17 protein-coding genes are annotated in these 21,791 nt (G+C 72.0%); 15 read left to right on the top strand and 2 right to left on the bottom strand.

The annotated features are described in order from the left end of the window. The 11 genes from ACFV57_RS38020 to ACFV57_RS37970 form a co-directional block, all read left to right on the top strand. Window positions 1-1,149 (top strand): glycerophosphodiester phosphodiesterase family protein (locus ACFV57_RS38020; RefSeq protein WP_385242263.1); only part of this gene is annotated, 1,149 nt, incomplete at its 5' end. A gap of 94 nt (window positions 1,150-1,243) precedes the next feature. After that, window positions 1,244-5,128 (top strand): polymorphic toxin-type HINT domain-containing protein, encoded by a 3,885-nt coding sequence (locus ACFV57_RS38015; RefSeq protein ID WP_385242260.1) that lies wholly within the window; start codon window positions 1,244-1,246, stop codon window positions 5,126-5,128. Beyond that, window positions 5,116-5,466: a hypothetical protein gene (locus tag ACFV57_RS38010; RefSeq protein WP_385242257.1), complete on the top strand. Its 351-nt coding sequence runs from the start codon at window positions 5,116-5,118 to the stop codon at window positions 5,464-5,466. The genes ACFV57_RS38015 and ACFV57_RS38010 overlap by 13 nt, the downstream gene beginning before the upstream one ends. A 329-nt stretch (window positions 5,467-5,795) precedes the next feature. After that, complete coding sequence (locus tag ACFV57_RS38005) at window positions 5,796-7,511, top strand: hypothetical protein (RefSeq protein ID WP_385242254.1); 1,716 nt, start codon at window positions 5,796-5,798, stop codon at window positions 7,509-7,511. Between the two features lie 318 nt (window positions 7,512-7,829). After that, a complete protein-coding gene (locus ACFV57_RS38000; protein ID WP_385242270.1) occupies window positions 7,830-9,668 on the top strand; it encodes an amino acid adenylation domain-containing protein in 1,839 nt (612 codons plus the stop codon). Further along, entirely contained in the window at window positions 9,665-10,612 is a 948-nt protein-coding gene (locus ACFV57_RS37995; protein ID WP_385242252.1) for a chlorinating enzyme, read from the top strand. Before ACFV57_RS38000 ends, ACFV57_RS37995 begins: the two co-directional genes overlap by 4 nt. Then, on the top strand, window positions 10,609-11,847 hold the full coding sequence (locus tag ACFV57_RS37990) for an alpha/beta fold hydrolase (protein WP_385242250.1): 1,239 nt from the start codon (window positions 10,609-10,611) through the stop codon (window positions 11,845-11,847). The genes ACFV57_RS37995 and ACFV57_RS37990 overlap by 4 nt, the downstream gene beginning before the upstream one ends. Beyond that, on the top strand, window positions 11,844-13,346 hold the full coding sequence (locus ACFV57_RS37985; protein ID WP_385242247.1) for an FkbM family methyltransferase: 1,503 nt from the start codon (window positions 11,844-11,846) through the stop codon (window positions 13,344-13,346). The genes ACFV57_RS37990 and ACFV57_RS37985 overlap by 4 nt, the downstream gene beginning before the upstream one ends. Continuing rightward, entirely contained in the window at window positions 13,343-14,206 is an 864-nt protein-coding gene (locus ACFV57_RS37980) for a thioesterase II family protein (protein ID WP_385242244.1), read from the top strand. Before ACFV57_RS37985 ends, ACFV57_RS37980 begins: the two co-directional genes overlap by 4 nt. A gap of 9 nt (window positions 14,207-14,215) precedes the next feature. Beyond that, on the top strand, window positions 14,216-15,409 hold the full coding sequence (locus ACFV57_RS37975; RefSeq protein WP_385242241.1) for an acyl-CoA dehydrogenase family protein: 1,194 nt from the start codon (window positions 14,216-14,218) through the stop codon (window positions 15,407-15,409). 391 nt (window positions 15,410-15,800) lie between these two features. After that, on the top strand, window positions 15,801-16,076 hold the full coding sequence (locus ACFV57_RS37970; RefSeq protein WP_385242238.1) for a hypothetical protein: 276 nt from the start codon (window positions 15,801-15,803) through the stop codon (window positions 16,074-16,076). A gap of 70 nt (window positions 16,077-16,146) precedes the next feature. Here the strand turns inward: ACFV57_RS37970 and ACFV57_RS37965 are convergent, their stop codons facing one another. Further along, the gene (locus ACFV57_RS37965; RefSeq protein WP_385242235.1) at window positions 16,147-17,862 is read right to left on the bottom strand and encodes a TnsA endonuclease N-terminal domain-containing protein; all 1,716 of its coding nucleotides are present in this window, start codon (window positions 17,860-17,862) and stop codon (window positions 16,147-16,149) included. 261 nt (window positions 17,863-18,123) lie between these two features. Between ACFV57_RS37965 and ACFV57_RS37960 the strand changes: the two genes are divergently transcribed. From ACFV57_RS37960 to ACFV57_RS37950, 3 genes are all read left to right on the top strand, one after another. Further along, window positions 18,124-19,023, top strand: coding sequence for an RNA polymerase sigma-70 factor (locus tag ACFV57_RS37960; protein ID WP_385242232.1), 900 nt, complete (start codon window positions 18,124-18,126; stop codon window positions 19,021-19,023). Next, a complete protein-coding gene (locus ACFV57_RS37955) occupies window positions 19,011-19,442 on the top strand; it encodes an SRPBCC family protein (RefSeq protein ID WP_385242229.1) in 432 nt (143 codons plus the stop codon). The genes ACFV57_RS37960 and ACFV57_RS37955 overlap by 13 nt, the downstream gene beginning before the upstream one ends. Window positions 19,443-19,564: 122 nt before the next feature. Then, window positions 19,565-19,885, top strand: coding sequence for a DUF5133 domain-containing protein (locus ACFV57_RS37950; RefSeq protein ID WP_385242226.1), 321 nt, complete (start codon window positions 19,565-19,567; stop codon window positions 19,883-19,885). A 136-nt stretch (window positions 19,886-20,021) separates the two neighbouring features. Here the strand turns inward: ACFV57_RS37950 and ACFV57_RS37945 are convergent, their stop codons facing one another. Next, window positions 20,022-20,933: an alpha/beta fold hydrolase gene (locus ACFV57_RS37945; protein ID WP_385242222.1), complete on the bottom strand. Its 912-nt coding sequence runs from the start codon at window positions 20,931-20,933 to the stop codon at window positions 20,022-20,024. Window positions 20,934-21,000: 67 nt separating this feature from the next. Between ACFV57_RS37945 and ACFV57_RS37940 the strand changes: the two genes are divergently transcribed. Beyond that, window positions 21,001-21,585: a CGNR zinc finger domain-containing protein gene (locus ACFV57_RS37940; RefSeq protein WP_385242219.1), complete on the top strand. Its 585-nt coding sequence runs from the start codon at window positions 21,001-21,003 to the stop codon at window positions 21,583-21,585. Window positions 21,586-21,791 lie beyond the last annotated feature (206 nt).

The following is a 21,791-nucleotide window of genomic DNA, read 5'->3' as shown; positions in this document are numbered from 1 at the left end:
ACGGCGAAGTCGTTTTCGGTGTCGGCGTGGGTCAAGCTGGACAACAAGGACGGGAACTACACGTTCTTGTCGCAGGCCGGTGACCACGCCAGCGGTTTCCAGATCTACTACTCGAAGGCCTACGACAAGTGGGTCTTCAACCGGCACGCCACCGACACCGACGACACCAAAATCGTCCGCGCCATGAGCAATACCTCAGCCAGAGCCGGCGAATGGACGCAGCTGACGGGCACGTACGACGCCGCCAAGCAGACGGTGTCGCTGGCCGTGAACGGCCGCCTTCAGCAGTCGGTGAAGTTCACGACTCCGTGGCAGGCCAAGGGCGGTCTGCAGATCGGCCGGCTCTTCTACAAGAGCTCCTGGCAGGAGCACGCCGCCGGAACCGTCGACGACATCCGTATCTCGGCAGAAGGCCCCACCGCCCACTGCTCTCCCACCCAAACGGTTGGGCACCGCGGCGCTCCCCAGCTCGCGCCGGAGAACACCATCGCCTCCCTGGAGGCGGCGGTCGATCACGGCGCGGACTGGGTGGAGACCGACGTCCAGTTCACCAAGGACGGCCGGCCCGTCATCATGCACGACGACACCGTGGACAGGATGACCGACGGCAAGGGCCGCGTCGATCAACTCACGGCCGCGGAGGTCGCCGAGCTGACCGTGAAGGGCGGGGGACGCGTTCCCACGCTTGAACAGGTACTGGCCTCGCCCAAGGTCAAGTCCGTACGGCTCCTTCTGGAATTCAAGGGGCCCCAGCCTCCGGCTGATCTCGACCGGGCACTCGCGGCCGTCGCCGAAGCCGGCATGGCCGAGCGCACCATGGTGCAGTCCTTCGACGAGGGCATCGTGCGCCACGCGGCCGCCTCTCCCCACAAATTCAAGGTGGCGCTGCTGCGCTCCAAGCTGGATGCGGATCCTGTGGCGACCGCCCGCGCATTCAACCTCAGCGCGTATGCGGTGGGATTCAAGGGACTCTCGGCCCGGCCGGCCGTGGTGAACCAGCTCAGAGCCGCCGGTGTCGAGACGTTCGTCTGGACGGTCGACCGTGAAATCGACTGGAAGTCGGCCATGTCGTGGGGGATCGACGGAATGATAACCAACCGCCCGGACGGGTTTCTCCAGTGGCGGCAGGGCTACTGCGCCGGCAAATGATCCCTCGGCACATTCTTCGGCAGGCAGGAATCCCTAGCCGGCCTGTCGGGACCAGAAGGCACCTCAGCCCATTCATGGGATAAAGGAGAAGACATTGGCAACCAGATCCAGACGCACGCCCGGATGGCGGGGCGTCGTGGCCGCGGTCCTGGGCCTGACGCTGGCCGCCGGAATGGACGCGCCGTCGGCTGCGGCCGCGGAGACACCGGCGTACGACCGCTCGGACGTCCTGGAGGCATGGAGAGCCGGCGGCCCCGGAGTACGTCAGGCCGCCGAAACCGCCCTGCAGGGGTCGGACGAGGACATCCGCACCTTCATGGCCGAGGCCCTCCCGGCCCTTGAGGAACAGGACCTGCGCGTCCAGGTCGCACAGATCATGGCCATCGGCGGCCCGGGGGTGAGCGAAGCCGCCAACACCGCACTCGACGGCGGGGTGAAGGAGCTCCAGGACTTCCTGGACGACGGACTCGTCAAGCCGTACGACGACGATCTGCGCGTGCGCGTCGCGCAGATCATGTCCGCCGGCGGTCCGGGCGTGAAGGAGGCAGCGGGCAAGTCGCTGGACGGCACCCCTGACGACTGGCGCGAATTCATCAACCGGGGGCAGCTCAAGCCGGCCGAGGACGACAACCGCGTCCAGGTCTCCCAGCTGATGGTGGCGGGCGGCCCGAATGTGCAGAAGCTCGCCCAGCAGGCCCTGGACGGCTCCGCCGAAGACATCCAGGAGTTCCTGGACAACGGGTGGCAGGTCGCTGCCGCACGTGACCAGGAGAAGCTGTCCATATCCCAGCTGGCGCAGCTTGCCGACAAGGCCCAGAAGCGGGCCGGGCAGCTGACCGAGAAGGCCAAGGAGGAAGCGGCCAAGGCCGAGAAGGCCACCGCACGGGCCAAGAAGGCAGCCGAAGAAGCAGCCCGCCAGGCCAAGGAGGCCAAGTCCTCGGCACAGGAGGCCGCGGCCGCCGCCCGCAGAGCGGCCGCCGCGGCCGACCGGGCCGCGGAGTCGGCGCGCACCGCGGTGTCCGCGGCCGCGGGCGCCAACCGGGCGGCCCGTGTGGCGTCCAGCGCCGCGGCCCAGGCGGCCTATGCCGCCAGCCGGGCCGGCAATGCCGCGGCCTCGGCCAGATCGGCCGCAGCGGCGGCCGCGGGCGATGCCAACCGCGCCAAGGAGGCGCGTCAGGCTGCGGAGAACTCCCGTAAAGCAGCGGAAGGCGCCAAGAAGGCAGCCGATGCCGCGGATCACGCCGGAGTGGCGGCAGAGAACGCCGCAGTCGCGGCGGGGGCCGCGGCACGGTCGGGCGCCAATGCCGCCGCGGCCGCCGCGGCCGCAGCCGAGGCAGGCCAGTGGGCCGGTCAGGCCGGCGGCAAGGCCGACGAGGCGAGGGCCGCGGCGGCCAGGGCCAAGCGACTGGCCGACAAGGCCACGCGTGCGGCCAATGCCGCGGAGGCCAATGCCCGTGACGCCGCCAAGGCCGCACGGCAGTCGCGTGACGCCGCCAACGACGCCGCCAGGCACGCCGAGGCCGCGGCCAAGGCGGCGGACAAGGCCGCGGACGAGGCCGGCAAGGCGGTGAACGCGGCCAAGCAGGCCAAGGAAGCAGCCGACGCCGCGACCACCGCGGCCGGCAACGCGCAGTCCGCCGCGAAGCAGGCCAAGAGCGTGGCCGCGCTGGCGCGCAAGGCCGACGCCGAGCGGCTGGCCGAACAGGAAGACGAGAACATCCTCGCGGCCGAAGAGGCCAAGAAGGCCCATGACGCGGAGACCGCCGCTGCCGAATGGGAGGCCGGGCGGATCCACCAGCTCAATGCCGAGACGCTGGAGCTGCGCAAGGAGGCCGAAGCCGCCACCGACCCGAAGGCCGCCGCGGTCAAGGGGAGGCACCTCGCGGTCAACCTCCTCAACTCCGGCGGGACCTGGGTCCGCGGCAATGCCGAAATGGCGCTGGAGGGCACCGACGAGGATGTGTCCGAGTTCGTGCGCACCGGGCTGACGATCGCCCTGGAGCAGGACGACCGCGCCAGCGTGGCGCACATCGCGGCCACCGCCGAGAAGACCGAGCAGCGGCAGGCCGCCGTGGCCGTGGTGGACAAGCCGATCGACCAGGTACGGGAGTTTCTGCGCACCCGGGCCTACCCGGGCAAGGAGCACGACGACCGCATCACGGTCTCGCAGATCATGACCACGGGCGGTCCGGGCGTGCAGGCCGCCGCCAACAAGGCCCTCGACGGCACCGCGGACGACCTGCACCGGTTCCTGGAGGCCGGGCAGTACACGGCCCGCGAAGCAGACGACCGCGTCGCCGCCGCGCAGGTCATGGCCGACGGCGGTCCCGAGGTCAAGTCGGCGGCTCAGGCGGCGTTGTCGGGACCTGCGGCGGGACTGCGGTCCTTCCTGCAGGTCGGCCGGTACAAGGCGCAGCAGCGCGATGCCAACGCGGCCGCTCACATCGCCGAGATCGACACGCTGCTGGCGGCTGCCGACCGGTCGGCAGCCCTCGCACACAAGGACGCGGCCGAGGCCCAGCGGGTGGCCGCGCATGCCCGCGACGAGGCCGCCGAGGCCGTCAAGTGGAAGAACGCGGCGAAGAAGTCCTCGGACGATGCGGCCAAGTACGCCCAGCAGGCCGACAAGTCCGCCGACCAGGCGGAGGAATCGTCCGAGCGGGCCGCCGCGTCCGCCAGGACGGCCCGTAACGCTGCCGCGGCCGCGCAAAAGGACGCACGGGCCGCGGACCGGTCCGCACAGCAGGCGCAGCATTCCGCGGTTCGTGCCTCGCACTACTCGGCGCAGGCGAACACCTCCGCCTATCAGGCGCGTATCTCCGCCGCGGCCGCCGACAAGGACGCCGCCAAGGCTGCCAAGGCGTCCACCGAGGCACTGAAGATTGCGGCCGACAAGCTGGTCGAGGAGCTCAAGGCCCAGATTCAGGAAGAGGCCCTCAAGCCCAGTAAGCCGCTTTCGGACAAGGAGCTTCGCGCTTCCCTGGAAAAGCGCCTGTTCAAGTTCCGTCACGATGCCTTCAAGGACGGTGATCTGAAGCCGGGCGAGACGGTCCTGGTCTGCGGTGGCGACGGGGCCGGCGGCATGGGCTGTATCACCACCACCTATCTGGACCGGCTGATCGCCTGGTACATAGGTGCCGACGAAATCGAGCAGTGCCTCCAGAAGAAGTCTGTCAAGTGCCTTCCGGACCTCGCGATGAGCGCTCTCAAGCTGAAGGCGCTGAAGGGGTTCAAGAAGGCCTGCCGGACCAACAGCTTCGTCCCGGGCACCCGGGTCCTGATGGCCGATCACCGGACCAGGCCGATCGAAGATGTCCGCGTCGGCGACCAGGTGATCGCGACGGACCCGCAGACCGGCCGCACCGAGGCGAAGGCCGTCCAGGACACCATCACCGGCAGCGGCAGGAAGAACCTCGTCGGCATCGCCGTTCCCGGTTCCGGCGCGGAGTCCGGCGGCACGGTCGTCGCGACCGACAAGCACCTCTTCTGGGAAGCCGGCAGCAACGGCGCATGGCTCGACGCCGCACAGCTCAAGCCCGGCATGAAGCTGCTCAGCAGCTCCGGGACACCGGTGCCGGTCAACGCCGCCAAGGCGTGGACCGTGGCCGCCCAGCGGGTCCACAACCTGACTGTCGCCGATCTGCACACCTACTACGTGCTCGCCGGCGACCGGCCTGTGCTCGTCCACAACGACAACAAGTGGTGCGACGCGGACCTCAAGGCGATGGAGGAGTGGGACAAGGGGCGAAGCGTTAGCGTGGAGGAGAGCGCCAAGTACCACATTGATAAGCACGGCAAGGGGCGAACCTTCGCGGAATACACGAAGGAGGCCAAGGCCCTCTGGGACAAGACACCGGCCAAGGACCGTATTCGCGTCACGGTGGGCCATGGCAAGCCGGGCTGGAAGATCAAGGGGGACTGGAGGAGCGGTGAAGGCATCTACACCGACGAAGGGAAGATCGTGACATGGTGGGACTGACGGGCAGCTCCGATTTCCGGAACGCCTATAAGGAGTTCCGCGCCATGCCCTACCCCGACCGTCCGAAATCCGGGAAACTGCAGGATCTGGGTTCCGATCTGCTCGGCATCGACTACCAGATCGCGGGATACGCGGGCCAGGTCGACAACGGTGACCTGAGCGCCTCGGACATCCCGGATCTGGACGAGCACGCCCGCGAAGTCAAGAACCTCCTGAGCGAATTCGCTTCGGTGCGCACCGAAACGGATCAGGAGCGGCAGCTCAAGGAGAAGTTCCACGCCTACGTCGCAACGCTGGACCGGATGATGGTCGAACTTCAGCGGCTGGCCGCCGGCTGACAGCGTAGAGCCGCACGGGCCGGGCCGGCCGACGGGAGTACGCGTCCCCTGGCCGGCACTCTCCAGTGAGGTTCTCGGCAAGGGCTGACCGTTCCCGGCGGGTGGTCACAGAGAAATTCTGTGACCACCCGCCGTCGTTCAGCGGCACCCGGTGCCGGGCAGCACATCGCGAACACCGGTTCACCCCCGTTCGCGCGAGGTGGCCGAGGGTGACGGCGTGGGGGTGGGACACGTTGACACATGCGGGTACGGACTTGTTGTCCCTTCGGCCGTGTCCCCGTACGGCAGCCGGCCGGTCGCGCTCGCCAACTTTCCGTCTGGAGACCACGTTGCAGGCACACACCAGCCCCGCCGCCCCGCCGTCCGCCGGCGCTTCCGCGAAGGCCGTCACCCCGGACGGCCGCACCGTGCCCTGGGAGGGGTTCTGCACCGGCCCCGCTGTGCTGTCCCGGGAGGAGCTGGCGGAGATCTCCCGTCGGCTGCTCGGTCTCGGGCTGTCCGAGGTGCCGGCGGCCGCCGCGGGAGAGCTCGAACCGTACGGCGCCCTGCGGGGCGAGGTGCCCGCCGTCGTCATCGGCGCGGCCACCAGCTTGAAGTCGTGCTTCGAGGCCGATGTGGCGCATGTCGTCCAGGGCACGTCACCGGACGACTTCGCCGCGTACAACGAGGCACGGGCGGTGTACCTGGCCGCCCCCGGCGACCTCGTCGTCGGCCGCACCGGACCGTGGCGCCAGGCGGTCGCCGAGGCCGACGTGGAAGCCGTCGAGGTGCCGGGCCTGGAGTTCTACTACCTCACCCACGCCCTGCTGACCCAGGCGACGGCGTACGCCACGTCCGGGCCCTCGGCCGGTCTGCGGCGGGTGGTGAGCCGGCTGCGGGAGGCGCCCCACACCGTGGTCCGCCTCTTCGCGCTCGATCTGGAGGCGCAGCTGCTGCTCGTCTGGCTGCGGCGTACGGCGGGGCTGGACCGCCTGCGCGTGGACGCCAACGGGCCCGAGATCGGACGCCGGTGGAACCACAAGACGACGCTGTACCCGACGGTCGCCGAGGCCGAGGGGATGCCCGACGGCGACCCCGGGGCCGACCCCGGCGAACTGCTCGCGGCGGAGTCGCGGCTGACGCCCTTCCACCGGGAGTTCGGCATCGCCCTGCCCCGTGTCCCCGGCTATTCGATCAGCCGGTCGGGAGCGTCCCCGGCGGAGGTGGCGGCGCGTGTCGCGGGAGCCGCCCGGCTGCTGCGCGAGCGGTACGGCCTGCCGCAGGGCTGCTTCAAACCGGCGACGGGGCTGACCGGCAGCAGGATCCGGACCGGCGTCCCGCTGGACGACGACCAGGCGCTCGAAGCGCTGGCGCGCCAGGCGATGGAGACCGAGGAGGACTACGTCCTGGAGGCGCACACGGACTACCTGCGGCACGCCGTCGACGGCTACGAGTTCATCCTCGCGCCGTCCACCCACGTCGTCGCCGGACGGCTGGCCGACGGGGCGACGCTCCAGATCACGCGGGGCAGCGTGTGGGAGGGCAGCGTGTACATCGACGAGGAAAGCTGCCGGAACCTGGGCGTCACGGCGGAGCAGTTCCGGTTCGTGCGGGAGGGCATGCGGAGCCTGCTGGACGCCTTCGAGGGCAACGGCCGCGGCCTCGGCTTCGTCAAGGGGGGAGTGGACTTCGCCATCGCCCGGATCGGCGGACGCTTCGGGAACCGGCCGGTGGTCGGTATGCAGGACCTGAACCTGTCGTCCAACGGGGCGGAGTACGTCAGGGCCTTCCTCAGGGAAGCCCGGGAGGTCCGCGGGGCGGGCGTCCACGCGGCCACGAAGGTGGTCCGGCCCACCGCCGGCACCGATCTGCCCAGGCTCAAAGCCGCCGTAGCCGAGGCGGGCGCCGGAGACCACTCCCGGGCGATCACCTCGGTGCCGTCCCGCTGGGGTCTGGTGGCCGTCGCGAGCCGGGAGCCGCAGGAGGCGGCGGAAGCCGTCCTGGCACTTGAGGAACGCCTGTACGCCCAGGGCCTGGTGCGTACCGCCCTGCGCCACAGGGGCTGAGCGGGGCGGCCGGGCAGCGCCCCCGCGCGGCGGGCCTGCCCGGCCCGGAACACCGGCGCCGCGCTCGACCGCAGGGGCTGTTGGGGCTCCTGTGACGGGGGAGTCGTCCGCCCCGTAAATACCGGCCAATTCCGTTCGCTGTTCGGCACGGGGTTGACGTTCCGCGAGTGAAAATGGCAGCCTAATTCGACGGCATTGCCTACCAGGTTGTCAAGTGCTCTGTGTGTGATCCCGATACGCATCCCGAATTTCTCAAGGGGCCGTGTGAGCACCATCAGCGGAGCAAGTCGTGACCGGCGTGAAACGGCGGTCGAAAACATTTCTTCCGATGAATCGGGCATTTCCCTGCCCAGGCTGTTCGAGGCCGTTGCCCGGACGCATCCGAGCCGTGTGGCGGTGACCGCCGAAGACGGCGAACTCACCTACCAGGAACTCGACGCGAGATCCGACGCGATCGCCGGTGCGCTCATTTCGGCCGGGGTGGTCCCGGGAAATCATGTCGGATTGTGCGTCGCCCGCGAATCCGGCATGGTGGCCGGTCTGCTCGGCATTGTGAAATGTGGCGCGGCATACGTTCCGATGGACGCCGACCTGCCCGCCGAGCGCGTGCGGTGGACCCTGCGCGACAGCGGCGCGGCCGCCGTCGTGACCTCGTCGGACCTCGCCCCGGTGGTCGCCGGCACCGATGTGCCGACCGTCCGGCTGGACCTGCTGCCCTCGGGCGAAGCGCCGTGCCCCGACCCGCCGCCTCGCGGCGGCACCGACCGGGCGTACATCATCTACACCTCGGGCTCCACCGGCGAGCCCAAGGGCGTCCCGGTCGGGCACCGGCAGGTCGCAGGGCTCTTCTCGGCGACCCGCGACCGGTTCGGCTTCGGCCCCGACGATGTGTGGACGGTCTTCCACTCGGTCGCGTTCGACTTCTCCGTGTGGGAGATCTGGGGCGCCCTGCTGCACGGCGGGCGGCTGGTCGTCGTACCGCGCGATGTGGCCCGCTCTCCGGCGTCCTTTCACGAACTGCTCCGCCGCGAGCGCGTCACGGTCCTCAACCAGACACCCTCCGCCTTCCGCCGGCTGGCCGCCGCGGACGCCCGCGCCGGGCTGGCGCTGGACCACCTGCGCACGGTCGTGCTCGGTGGCGAACGGCTCGATCCCGCGAGCCTGCGCGACTGGATCGGCCGGTACGGCGACGACCGGCCCCGGCTGGTCAACATGTACGGCATCACCGAGGCCACCGTGCACGCCTCCTACCGGCGCGTGCGGCGCGTGGACCTCGACGCGGGCGGTCCGAGCCCCATCGGAGTCCCGCTGCCCGGCCTCACCTTCCACGTACGGGGCCCGGACGGCGAGCCGGTGCCCGACGGGCAGCCGGGGGAGCTGTACATCGAGGGCCCCGGTGTGGCGAGCGGCTACCTCGGCCGGCCCGAGCTGACGCGGGAACGATTCTCCAGCGGCGGTGCCGGACACCCCGTCCTGCGCACCGGAGACCGCGTGGTCCGCCTCGACGACGGCCAGTACGGCTACCTGGGGCGCACCGACGACCAGATCAAGATCCGGGGCTTCCGGGTGGAACCGGGGGAGGTCGAGACCGTGCTGACCGGGCATCCCCTGGTCGCGTCCGCCGCCGTCCTGCCCCGTGACTACGGAGAGGACGACGTCCGGCTGATCGCCTACGTCGTCCCGGCCGAGGCGGCCGCCAACGGCGCGTACGAGAAACTCGTCGGCGAACTGCGCGACCTGACCGGGACACTCCCCGCCCACCTGCGCCCCTCCGCCTACGAGCGGCTGGACGCCCTGCCGCTCACCGCCCACGGGAAGGTCGACCGCGCCGCGCTGCTCGTCCTCGACCGCGACGGCCACCGGCGCGCCGGCCGGGCCGGCGGCCCGGCAGCCCCGCACGCCACCACACAGGAGCGCATCACCGCGATCTGGCACACCGTCCTCGACGTCGAGGAGGTCGCGCCCGACGCCGACTTCTTCGACCTCGGCGGCACCTCGCTGACCCTGCTGCGGATGTTCGAGCAGGTCAACACGGCCTTCGGTACGGACCTGGACATCGCGGTCCTGATCGAGGGAGCGACGGTCGCCGGCCTCGCTTCCCATGTGGACGCCGCCGCGCCGGACGCCACCCGCCCACGGACCGAGGAGCGCGCATGACGTCGCAGGCCGAGGACTTCACACTCGACGCGAAGGAGCTGGCCGACTTCCACGCCCGCGGCTACGCGGGACCGTTCACGCTCTACGAACCGGACGAGATCAAAGCCATCTGGCGGCGCGAACGGCTACGGCTGCTGGACCGCAGCGCCGCCGTCTACCAGGACGACGCCGCGGTGTCCGGCACCACCAACATCGCCAACTACGACCGCCATCTGGACTCGGACTTCCTGGCCGGCCACATCACCAGGCCGGAGATCGTGAACCGGGTCAGCCGCATCCTCGGGCCCGACGTGCTGTGCTGGCGGACCGAGTTCTTCCCGAAGTACCCGGGCGACGAGGGAACCGACTGGCACCAGGCCGACACCTTCGCCAACGCCTCCGGCAGCCCGCAGATCCGGTGGCCCGACGGCTCCGATTTCGGCGGCACCATCACGGTCTGGTGCGCGTTCTCCGAGGCGAGCGTGGACATGGGGTGTCTGCAGTTCATCCCCGGGACCCACCGCACCATGTTCTACGACGAGACCAAGCGCATGCACTACGCCCCGGACCAGGTCAACTCCGTGGAGAAGGACGGCGTGCGCCGCGGGTTCTTCGGCTACGACTACCGCGAGCTCCAGATCGACGAGGACTGGACGCCCGACGAGTCCAGGGCCGTGAACATGGAGATGCGGGCCGGGCAGTTCATCGTCTTCTGGTCCACCATGATGCACGCCTCCCACCCGCACAGCGGGCGCAGCCGGGACATGCGGATGGGCTTCGCCGCCCGCTACGTCCCCGCCTCCGTACAGATCTATCCGGGCACGGACGCCATCGAGGAGTACGGCGGCCGGGTGAGCCTGGACCGCTACGGCGCGGTCCTGGTCCACGGCGAGAACCCCTACGACCACAACCGCATCGCGACGCACACCACGCGCGGCCGTCCGTTCCGTCCGGAAGCCCGATGACGGACACCGCACCGGGGGCGGCGCAGGCGGCGCCGGCCGGGCCCACCGACGCCGCCCCGATCCGCGTGCTGGCCGCTGCCCTGACCGAACTGGAACCGCTGCTCGGCGTGGTCACCGAGCCGCTGCGGGTGGCGCCGCCCCCGGAGCTCGCCTCCGGCGCCCGCCCCGCGCTGCAGGCGGCGATCGACGCGCTCACGGACCGGCTGCGCGTCCCGCGGCTCACCGTCGCCGCTTCCGACGACGGACTCTGGTCCGTCGAACTGGCCGTCGGCAAGCGCCTCTTCCGCGACCTGACCGTGGCGCCCCCACCGGCGGCCCTCGGCACGTACACCGAAGAAGCGGACCACGCGGTACGCGCGACGCGCGCGGCCCCGCCGGGCCACCCGGTCCTGCTGTACGCGCACGACGGCACCCCGCTGCGGGGCTACCGGGCCGGAGCGGCGGACCTGCCGGCCGTCGTCGTCGTACCGGCCGTCGGCATGCCCGTCGGCCTGGCGGCCCCCTGGCTGCGGGCGCTGGCCGGTGTCCGGCAGGTGGTGACCTGGGAGAGCCGCGGCATGTTCGCGAGCGCCGACACGCCGGGGCCGCCTCCCCCGGCCCGGCACGACCTCGCGGCGCAGGCGGCCGACGTCCTGGCCGTGCTCGACGGCTTCGGGATCGACGAGGCGCACGTCATGGGCCTGTGCGGCGGTGCGGCCATCGCCCTGGCCGCCGCGGCCGCCTCGCCGCGCGTGACCTCCCTGAGCCTGTGGCACGGCGACTACGAACTGGGCGGGGACGCCGCGAAGACACCCCACCAGCACGACGTGCAGAACCTGCTGGCGATGGCGAGCCGCAGCCCCCGGCACGCCCTGTCCCTGCACCGCATGATGCGCCGGCCGCAGGCACTGGACACCCTGCGCCCCGACATCGCCCACCACCTCCTGCACCCCTATGCCTCCGCGGAACTGATGTACCGCTACGGACAGCTCAACGGCGTGATCATGAACACGGACTGCCGACCGCTCCTCAAGGAGGTGCGGCAGCCGACGCTCGTCGTCTCCAGCGACCTGGACACGACCGCGCACCCCGAGGGGTCTGTACACGTCGCGGAGCACCTGCCCCGCGCCACCCTGCGGATGATGCCGCACGGGAACCACCTGACCGCGTTCGACGCGGCACCCGCGCTCGTACGGGCCCTGACGGACTTCACCGGGGCGCCGCCGCTCACGGGACGAGCCGAGGAGGGCGCATGACCGGACCGGCCGGCCCCGGCCCCACCGCCCAGGACCCCGTGGCCCGGCACGCCCTGGCGAAGGCGCTGCGGGCCCACCCCGCCGTCCTGGACGCCGAGATCCTCGACGACCGGGAAACGACCGTCTGCTTCGTGCCCGAACCGGAGACCGCGGCTCTCCTGCACCGGTCCGCCGAGCCGGCGGACGACGGGGAGCAGGACCGGCCGCAGTGGCACGAACCGGCCGACGACCTGCGTGTCGCGGGAGTCAACCGTACGGAGACGGACTTCCTGTACCGGGAGATCTTCCTCGACAACGCCTACCTCCGGCACGGCCTGACCGTGCCGGAGCGGGCCACCGTCGTGGACGTCGGAGCCAACATCGGCATGTTCGCCCTGCGCGCCGCCGCGGTGAGCCCCGGCGCCCGGATCATCGCCGTGGAACCCGCCGCCGAACCTGCCGCGGCGCTCGCCCGCAACGCGGGGCTCTACGGACTCGACGTCACCGTGCTGCAGTGTGCCCTCGGCGGCACCGAGGGCGAGACCGACTTCACCTACTACCCCGGCAACAGCGTCATGTCCGGCCGGTTCGCGCGGTCCGACGAGGACATCGACGTCCTGCGGCGCTACCTCGGCACCGGCACCGGCACCGAGGGGCACGGGCAGCGGCTGGCCAGACTCGCCGTCGGCCGGATGGCCGCCGAGACCCGCCGCTGCGCCGTCAGCACCCTCACACAGGTGGTGGCCGAACAGCGCCTGGACCGGATCGATCTGCTGAAGATCGACGTGGAGAAGGCCGAGGCCGACGTCCTGGCCGGGATCGACGACGCGCTGTGGCCCCGCATCGACCGGATCGCCATGGAAGTGCACGACATCGGCGGACGGCTGCGGAACATCGTCTCCCAGCTGCGAGCCCGCGGATTCGAGGTCCATCACGACCAGGACCCACGCCTCGCACAGACCCCCTGCCACAACGTCTACGCCCGCGCACCGCAGGCCCGCGCCGGGCACCCGCCGGCGGCGTCCCCGTTCGGCCCCGGCCGCCGGCTCGGCCCCACCCTGCGGGTCCTGGAAAGGGAGCTGCGGGCTCTCCTCAGCCGGAACGCTCCCGGCCACACCGCGCCCGGACGCTTCGTCGCCGTACAGGACCTCGCGGCGGTGCGGCGCCGAACCGGCACCGAGAACACCGGCGCACCACAGGCCGCGCACGGCCCGGGCTACGCCGTGCTGGCCGAGGCGTGGGCCGAGGTCTTCGGCGCCGGAACGGCGCGCCCGGACGCCAACTTCTTCGCGCTCGGCGGCAATTCGCTCACCGCGGTCCGCCTGCTGGGGCTGCTCGAAGACCGCCTGGGAGAGGACATACTGGAACCGGACCTGATCTTCACCGCCGAGACCTTGGCGGAACTCGCCGCGGCACTCGACGCCGCCCTCCGGGCCGCGGGAAGGACGGACGTCCCGGCGGCGGGAACGCCGGGCGCCCCGGCGGGCACGGTGCCCTCCCAGCCGCCCGGGGCCCCGTGACCACTGCCGACGGGCCGCTGCCCACGCCTGGCGGCAACGGGCCACCGGCCCCCGCGCGCCCGCCGGACACCCTCTTCCAGCGGCCCTGCCCCCGCCCGCACGCCGCCCTGCGGCTGGTCTGCCTGCCCCACGCGGGCGGCGGCGCCTCGGTGTTCAGGGGCTGGGCGGAGCATCTGCCGCCGGCCGTCGAACTCGTCGCCGTACAACTGCCGGGCCGCGAGAACCGCGTACGGGAGCGCCCCTTCACCTCGGGAGCGGCCCTGGTGGACGCGGTACGCGACGCCCTGGCCCGGGAAGTGCGGACGCCGTACGTCCTGTTCGGGCACAGCCTGGGCGGCATGCTCGCCTACGCGCTGACCACGGCGGCGCTCCCCACCACGAATCCCACCGGCCCCTCCGCCCCCCACCCGCCGCCCGAGCGCCTGATCCTCGCGAGCTGCCGTGCCCCCGACGCTCCACCGCCGCGCACCGCCTCCCGTACCTCGTCCGCCGACGGGCTGGCCGCCGAACTCACCGCACTGGCGGGGACACCGCCCGAGGTCATGCGCAACCGCAGGCTGCTGAGGATGCTGGAGCCCATGCTGCGGGCCGACCTGGAACTGGCCCGGACGTGGCCGTGGAGCCGACCGGTCCCGCTCCCCGTACCGCTCACCACGTTCGACGCCTGCGACGACGCCATGGCACCGCCCGCGGCGGTCACCGGCTGGCGGCGCTACGCCCGGCGGGGCCTGCGCGCGCACCACCTGACAGGCGGCCATTTCGCCCTCCACGAGGACAGCGAAACCTTCCTGTCCCTGCTGCTCCGCGAACTGACCGTACCCCCTGCCCGCTCCGCCCCTGCCCCCGCCCGGAACGACTGAGGACGGCCGATGACCTCCCGCTTGACCTCCCCGTACTTCACCGCCGAACACGAAGCCTTCCGCCTGCACGTGCGTGCCGTACTGGAGGCCGAGGTGGCCGGCTTTGCCGCCGAGTGGGAACGGGAGCGCCGCCTGCCGCGCCGGCTGTGGAAGACCCTCGCCGACCACGGCCTCCTCGGCCTCCGGTACGCCCGGGACGACGGCGGAACCGGCCAGGACCTGTTCACCTCGGTCGTCTTTCTGGAGGAACTGGGCCGCACCGGCTGTGGCGGTCTCCGCGCGGCTGTCGCGGTCCACGCCTACATGGCGACGCACTACCTGGCGGCCGTGGGCGGCCCCGCGCTGCGCGCTGCCTACCTGGCACCCTGCATACGGGGCGAACGCGTCGCGGCACTGGCCCTCACCGAGCCCGGCGCGGGATCGGACCTGTCCGGCATGACGACCACTGCCGTACGGGACGAAGACGCCTACGTGGTGCACGGGACCAAGAGCATGGTCAGCAACGGCACCACCGCCGACTTCCACATCGTCGCGGCCCGGACCACCCCCGCGGCGCCCGGCGGGAACCGGGGCCGCACCGGCCTCTCCCTCCTCGTCGTCGACGCCGACACCCCCGGTGTCACCGCGCAGCCGCAGCCCACCCTCGGCTGGCGCGCGGCCGACACGGCGAAGGTGACGTACGACCAGGTACGCGTGCCCGTCGGCAACCTCGTCGGGCGGCAGGACAGCGGCTTCTACTACCTGATGCGCGGGCTCCCGTTCGAACGGCTCGCCGCCGCCGCCCTCGCACTGGGAGGCATGGACCGCTGTCTCGAACAGACCCTGCGCTTCACCCGCGCGCGCCGGGCGTTCGACGGCCCGCTCGCCGGAATGCAGGCGCTCCGGCACCGCCTCGCCGACCTGGCCACAGAACTGGAGGCGGCCCGGCACCTCGTCCACCACACCGCCTGGCGCGTCCAGCAGGGAGACATCGCCTTCACCGCGTGTGCGATGGCCAAGCTCCACACCACCGAACTGGCCTGCCGCCTGGCCGACACGAGCCTCCAACTGCACGGCTCCGCAGGCTACGAGGAGGACTCCGAGGCCGCCCGCACCTACCGCGACGCCCGCGCCGCAACCATCGCCGCCGGCCCGAGCGAGGTCATGCGCGACCTCATCGCCGGGGAACTGGTGGGGCCCCAGGGGGCGGGGGAGGAGAGTTAGGACCGTGGAACGCGTGGTGGTGCCGTCACCGTCACTCTGCTGATTCCGCGTCGAAGCCCGGCCGCTGTGCGGGCGGTACGCCAGGTGGCCTGCACGGCTACGACGCGAAACAGAAGTGGGTGTACTGGACCGGGCCCTCCGCGCCGCGCTACAGCTGGGCCGACTTCGACCTGCTGAACAACAACCCGGTGTTCCGCGTGAAGGCCGCCCTGGTCCGCGCCGGTCCTTCAGGGGTGAAAGGGCCGGTCCGCCGCAAAGTGCGCCTCGCGCGCCCGGCGTTCGCTGCGTACGCCCCGGGGCCCACCGCGTCGTCCGGAAGGGCGCGGGGTAGATCCGTGGCGGTTTTGCCCATCCGAGTTGTCTGCTCGGATTTCTTCCGGAAGGAACCGCGATGTCCAAGCGTCTTGCCACTGTCCTCAGCTGTTTCGCCCTCGCCCTCGGCGGTGCCGTGACCGCCGCCCCGGCTGCCCAGGCCACCCCGCAGGCCTGCTTCTACTACGTGCTGGAGCAGCATCCGCAGGCCGCCACCGAGGTGGTCGAACGCGCGTGTCGCACCGGGGCCAAGGGCGGTCAGGAGAGCTTCCGGGCCTGCTACACCGAACTGCGGCGGGACTATGTCCCCGCGGTGGTGGCCGGTGAGGCCTGCCGGCGCGCGGCCAGGTCGTAACGGCACCTGCGTCTCCGTCGGCGCCCGGCCCGCCGAGGGCCGGGCGCTCGGGCCCTCCGGCCGTCCTCGGTCAGCGGCGTATGCGGTAGGGCCCCAACTCCCAGTGCCACCGGTTGCGCAGGGCCAGTGCAGCCATGTCCAGGGAGGTGAAGGGGAGCTCGCCGGCGATCTCGCGCAGGTCGGGCCAGGTCAGCTCTCCCATGGACAGCGCGGCTCGCACCCGGCGTGCCAGTTCCGGATCGACCGGGTGCCGTACGAGGTCCGCCCGGGTGCGCTTGCCGTCGGTGACGAGCAGCCCCCAGCCCTCGCTCTCGCAGAGCGCGGTGGCCGCCGCGTACTTGGCCTGGTTGATCGCCAGTGCGATGTCGCACTGCGGCTTGACCTCGATCAGCACAGTGCGTCCGTCGGCGGTGACCGCCAGGAAGTCGGGGAAATAGGAGCGCCGGCGGCCCTCGTGGGTGTAGCCGATGCTGAGCGGCTGCTCCTGGAAGTAGGCGATCTGGGCGGCGCGGTCGAGAAGGTGGAGGACCCGTAATTCGGTCGTCGACTCGTACTGCACCTCGCGCCCGAGTTTGGGGCTGAACCAGAGGCCGGAGTGTTCGCGCGGGTTGACGTCGCGCTGTGCGGCAAGCCGCGCCCGGTCCGGGGCGGGGCCCGGTACACCGAACCAGTCCGTCTCCGCGGCCAGGTCCGCCCACCGCGCGGTGGCGCGCTCCGCGAGACCGGCGAGGTTCTGCTGCCGCCGTTCCTCCTGCTGCTCCGTCCGTCGGCGGCGGGCGAGGAGAGCGACGATCTCGCCGAGCAGGAGCCTGGCCTCGTCGCCGCTCTTTCCCGCGAGCCGGGCGAGCAGCAGCGCCGCGGGGTCGCGCGGTACGCCGGGTAACGCCACTTCGGCGACGGTCATCAGCCGTTCGGCGGGCCCTGGCGCATCGGTTCCGGTCACGTTCAGGAGGGCGCCCAGCGCGTCACGCAGCGCCAGGGTGCCTGCTTCGCGGCTGCCGAGCATTCTGGTGACGCCTCGTGCCTGGAGCTGGCTGATGCGCTGACGCGAGAGGGCGAACTCCTGCCCTATGACCTGCTGGCTCTGCGGCTCGTGACCGTCGAGCCCCAGCCGGCGGCACAGCACCGCGTGCGCCCGCGCGTCGCGCAACTCGTCGACGGCGACGGCCGCGAGGTCGCGGAGTACGGTCGCCGTGGTGTCGTTCCCCTCGGCGACCGCCGCCCAGGACAGGTCGGCCGCCGCATGACCCGGGCACAGGGTGTTCAGCAGCCACTCGTCGAGCAGGAGTCGGCCGCCGGCGCGCCACAACCGCCGTGCCACCGGGCGCAACGCCTCCTCGGCGCAGGACGCCAGCGCCCGCACGGTCTTCCTGGCCAGGAATTCCGCGTGGCGCTCGGGCGTCAGGCGGTGCGCCGTCACCTCTTGCCACATGGCCACGACCGTGTCGGGCTCGCACCGCCGCGGCCGTTCACGTCTTCCGTTTCCGGCCGCCGCCCTGGCCTTCCGGGTTTCTGTCCGCGTGCGGCGAGTCTCCTGGAGAGTGGCCCGCCAGTCGTATTCGCCCCCGGCGAGCCGCTCGGCCAGCCATGCGACGGCGGCTTCCCCGTCGTCCGCCTCCCCGGGCGGTACCAACTGCCGTGCCGCCCAGCGCAGTGCGGACGCGCTTCGCCGGTGCCCGGCCACCAGGGCGTCCAGGGACAGCCCCTCGCCGATGCCTGCGACGAGCTGCCCGTACTCCTCCATGCTCCAGCTCTGCCCGCGCCGTTCGGGCGCCTGGTCGTCCACCCTCGCTCCCCCCTGCTCAGGAGCCGTGCCGTGAGCCGCTTCGCCCCGGCCGGCATCCGGGTGAGTATGCCGGAGGGGCGGACGGACGTACGAGGGCGGCGCGGTCACGGCCCGAGCCGCCCTCCCCGCCGCGCGTGACCCGTATCACTCCAGCGGCATGTCACGCTCCGCTCCCGCGACGTGTCTCGATGGTCGTCGCCCAAGGAGAGGAGACGGACATGACGCCGGACCGGCGATGCGCGCTCACGACGGGGGCGGGCCGTGGCTGAGGACGCCTTCACCGAGCACCGCCCGCTGCTGTTCACCATCGCCTACGAGATGCTGGGCAGCGCCACGGACGCCGAGGACGTCCTCCAGGAGAGCTATCTGCGGTGGAGCGCGGTCGATCCGGCCGCGGTCGGGCATCCGCGCGCCTATCTGGTCCGCGTGGTCACCCGGCAGGCCCTCAACCACCTGCGTACGGTCAGGGCGCGGCGCGAGGACTACGTCGGCCCGTGGCTGCCCGAGCCGATCCGCACCGCCCCCGAGGCGAGCGACGACGTGATCCTCGCCGAATCGGTGTCGATGGCCATGCTGCTCGTCCTGGAGACGATGAGTCCGGCCGAGCGCGCGGTGTTCGTGCTGCACGACGTGTTCGGCTACGCGCACGGCGAGATCGCCGCCTCGATCGGCAAGGCGGAGGCCACCGTACGCCAGATCGCCCACCGCGCCCGCCGGCACGTCCACGCGCGGCGGCGCCGCTTCGAACCGGATTCCGAGGCCACGCGCGAGGTCGTCGAGCGCTTCCTGCGGGCGGCGGCGACCGGCGACGTCCAGCTGCTGATGGACCTGCTGGCGCCCGGCGTCGTGCAGATCTCCGACGGCGGCGGGAAGGTGGTCGCGGCACGCCGTCCGATCACCGGCCGCGCCGACGTCGCCCGGTTCGTCCTCCGCGTGTACCGCAGCGGCGCCGTCCCGGTCCGCGTCGAGCCCGCCACGTACAACGGCATGTCCGCGGCGCGGTTCGTCACCGGCGACGGCACCCTCGACTGGCTGGTGGCGTTCGAGGTCCACGACGGGCGGATCACCGGCCTCTACGGCATGCGCAACCCGGACAAGCTGCACCACGCCGACGCGGTGCGGACCATCGACAGAAAGGGACCCCGGCCGTGGAAACCATGACCGTCGAACGTGTGATCGCCGCCCCGATCGACGAGGTGTTCGCCTGGCTCACGACGACCACCAACTACACGCGCTCGCCCCTGGTCCTGCGCTGCCGGCTGACCCGGCAGGGCGAGGGCGCGCCGTACGGTGTCGGCGCGGTGCGCAGCCACCTCTGGGCGATCGGCTGGTTCCGGGAACGCATCACGCGCTACGACCCGCCGTACGCCACCGAGTACGTCGTCGAGCGCAGCTGGCCGCCGGCCCGGCACGAACTCGGCCGTATGACGTTCACCGAGGTGGCCGGCGGCACCCGGGTGTGCTGGACGACCCGCGCCGAGGTGCGGGTCCCGCTGCTCGGCGGCTTCCTGACCCGGCGCCTCGCACGGCCGGTGATCACCACCACGTTCCGCAAGATCCTCGAAGCCGTGGACGTCTGAGGGGCGGTGCGGAGCGGGTGCGAGGGGTTCGTGCGGCGGCGAAAGTCGGTGGCGTACGGGTGGGGCGGCCGGGTACACGGAGCGCAGTTGTTCACGGACGGTGGCGAACAAGGAGGCCCCTGATGTTGCTGGCTCACCCTGCGGTGCTGCGTGACCTGGTCGAGCAGTACGAGACGCTGCGCGTGCTGAACGCGGCGGACGGGAGCCCGGAGGTCCGGCAGCGGATGGACGACGTCGCCTACACCCTGTGCGTGTCCACCGGCACCCGCGACGTCGACACCGCGCTGGTCGCGGCCCGGCACCGGCTGCCGGGCGCCCGGGTCGAGGACGACTCCGTACTGTCCGGGCTGTCCGGGGCACCGGTCCACGGCGGCTCCGTACTCCCCGCGGAGGCCGCCAGGACGGCGGAGGCGGGGGAGGGTGCGGCGCTGCCTGCCGCGTGATGGCTCTGTGCGGCTGAGGGGGCGGCGCGGTCGGTGAAAGCCGCCGCGATTGATCCCTCTGTCACCGAACCGGCCCTCACTGCTACCCCTTCCCGCTTCCCTTTCCGTTGCCCCGGGGCTTCGCCTCGGTCTGCCCTCAGCCTGCCGTCCGTCCGAAGAACTCCACCAGTGCCTCGCCCGTTTCCCCGGGCCGGTCCTCGGCCAGGAAATGGCCCGCGCCGGGGATGGTGGCGCGCTCGGCGCCCGGTATGGCGGCGGCGAGACGGTCGCCGGTGGCGGGCGGCAGCCACTGGTCCTCCGCGCCCCACAGCACGAGGGTGGGCGCGGTGACTTCACCCAGGCGCGCCACCACCTCGCGCGTGTCCTCGAAGCTGACGGCGCACACCTGGTCGAGCCAGCGCCGCCGCCCTTCGTCGCCCGCCCAGGGGGCGCGGTAGGCGGCGGCGGTCGTCTCGGACATCGGCCGGTGGCAGGCGGTACGGAGCCGGGCCGCGACGAGGTCGTCGAAGACCGGTGCCGGCATGGTGCGGTACGCCTCGGCGTGGCGCTGCTGGTGTTCGGTGAAGGGGGTGTTCCAGGGGCCGAGGACGGCGGCGTCGAGAAGGGCCAGGCGGGAGGCCCGTACGCCTTCCAGGAGGTGGGCCCGCAGGACGATGCCGCCGCCTATGTCGTGGCCGACGAGCGCGGGCGCGTCGAGGTCCCAGTGGGCGACGAGTTCGGCGAGCGTACGGGCCTGCCGGGCGATGGAGGGCACGGCGTCCCGCGTGATGCGGGAGTCGCCGAAGCCGAGGAGGTCCCAGACGTACACGGTGTGGTGGCGGGCGAGTACGGGGACGGCGTTCCGCCAGAGGTAGGAGGAGGCGGGGGTGCCGTGGACGAGGACGACGGCCGGGCCCTCGCCGAAGACGCCGGTGGCAGCCTCGCCGCCGGTCACCGGTACCCGGTCGGGGAGCCGCCACGGCGGGGTCTGTGCGTGCGTCATGGCGGGTGTGCTGGTGGTGGGGCGGGTGTCTGTGGCGGGTGTGTTCGTGGTGGCGGGTGTGCGCATGCCGATCTCTCCCAGCGCGTAAGCGGTATAGTCGACGTTCTCCGGTTACCCTAGCGTGGAGTAAGGCGTGAAGTTCCTCTTTTCCGATTACGCGCTCGGGGCGGCCGTCGCCACCGACCTCGTCAACACCTCCGCCCAGGTCCGCCGCAGCACGGGCGAGACGCTCCGGGACCCGGAGGGCCTCGGCCGCTTCCTGGACGAGCACGGCATCCCCGCGGATGCCGCGGGCTGCGTACGGCGGCCGACCGAGGAGGATCTGAAGCAGGTCCTCGCGCTGCGCCGGGAGCTGCGGGAACTGCTGGAATCCGGCAGTGAGGAAGAATTCGCCGACGGCGCCAACGCGTTGCTGAGGCGGGAGGCCGTCGAACCGTCCCTGGAGCGGGACCCGGATGGCCGGTGGCAGTGGTACGCCGGAACCGGGCAGCGGGCTTCGCTCTCCGGGGAGTTGGCGGCGCTGATCGGCATCGGCCTGCTGGGCGTACTGCGCACCCTGTCCCACGACCGCGTCCGGCACTGTGCCTCACCCGCGTGCGACGGGATGTTCGTCGACACCAGCAAGGCGGGCCGGCGCCGCTACTGCATGCCCGCCGTGTGCGGCAACCGGCTCAACGTCGCCGCCCACCGCGCCCGTCGGGGCGCGGCCGGGCAGTGATCCGCTGACTGTCTGCCGGGGCGGTCGGCGTCGGAGCCGGCACCGGTGCCCGGCGCTCCCGTACGGACAGGAACGTTCCCTCCCCGTACGGCCACGCCGCCCCGCTGCCCCACCCACTCGGCCGAGCGAGCCGCGCCGCGCCCGCCGCCCGGGGCGCGGGCCGGGCGGGCCGAAACGATACTGGGGCTCAGCTGCTCTATCCATGC

This window comes from Streptomyces sp. NPDC059788 (assembly GCF_042732265.1).
Taxonomy (GTDB): Bacteria; Actinomycetota; Actinomycetes; order Streptomycetales; family Streptomycetaceae; genus Streptomyces.
This window is presented reverse-complemented; position numbering and strand designations above follow the sequence as displayed.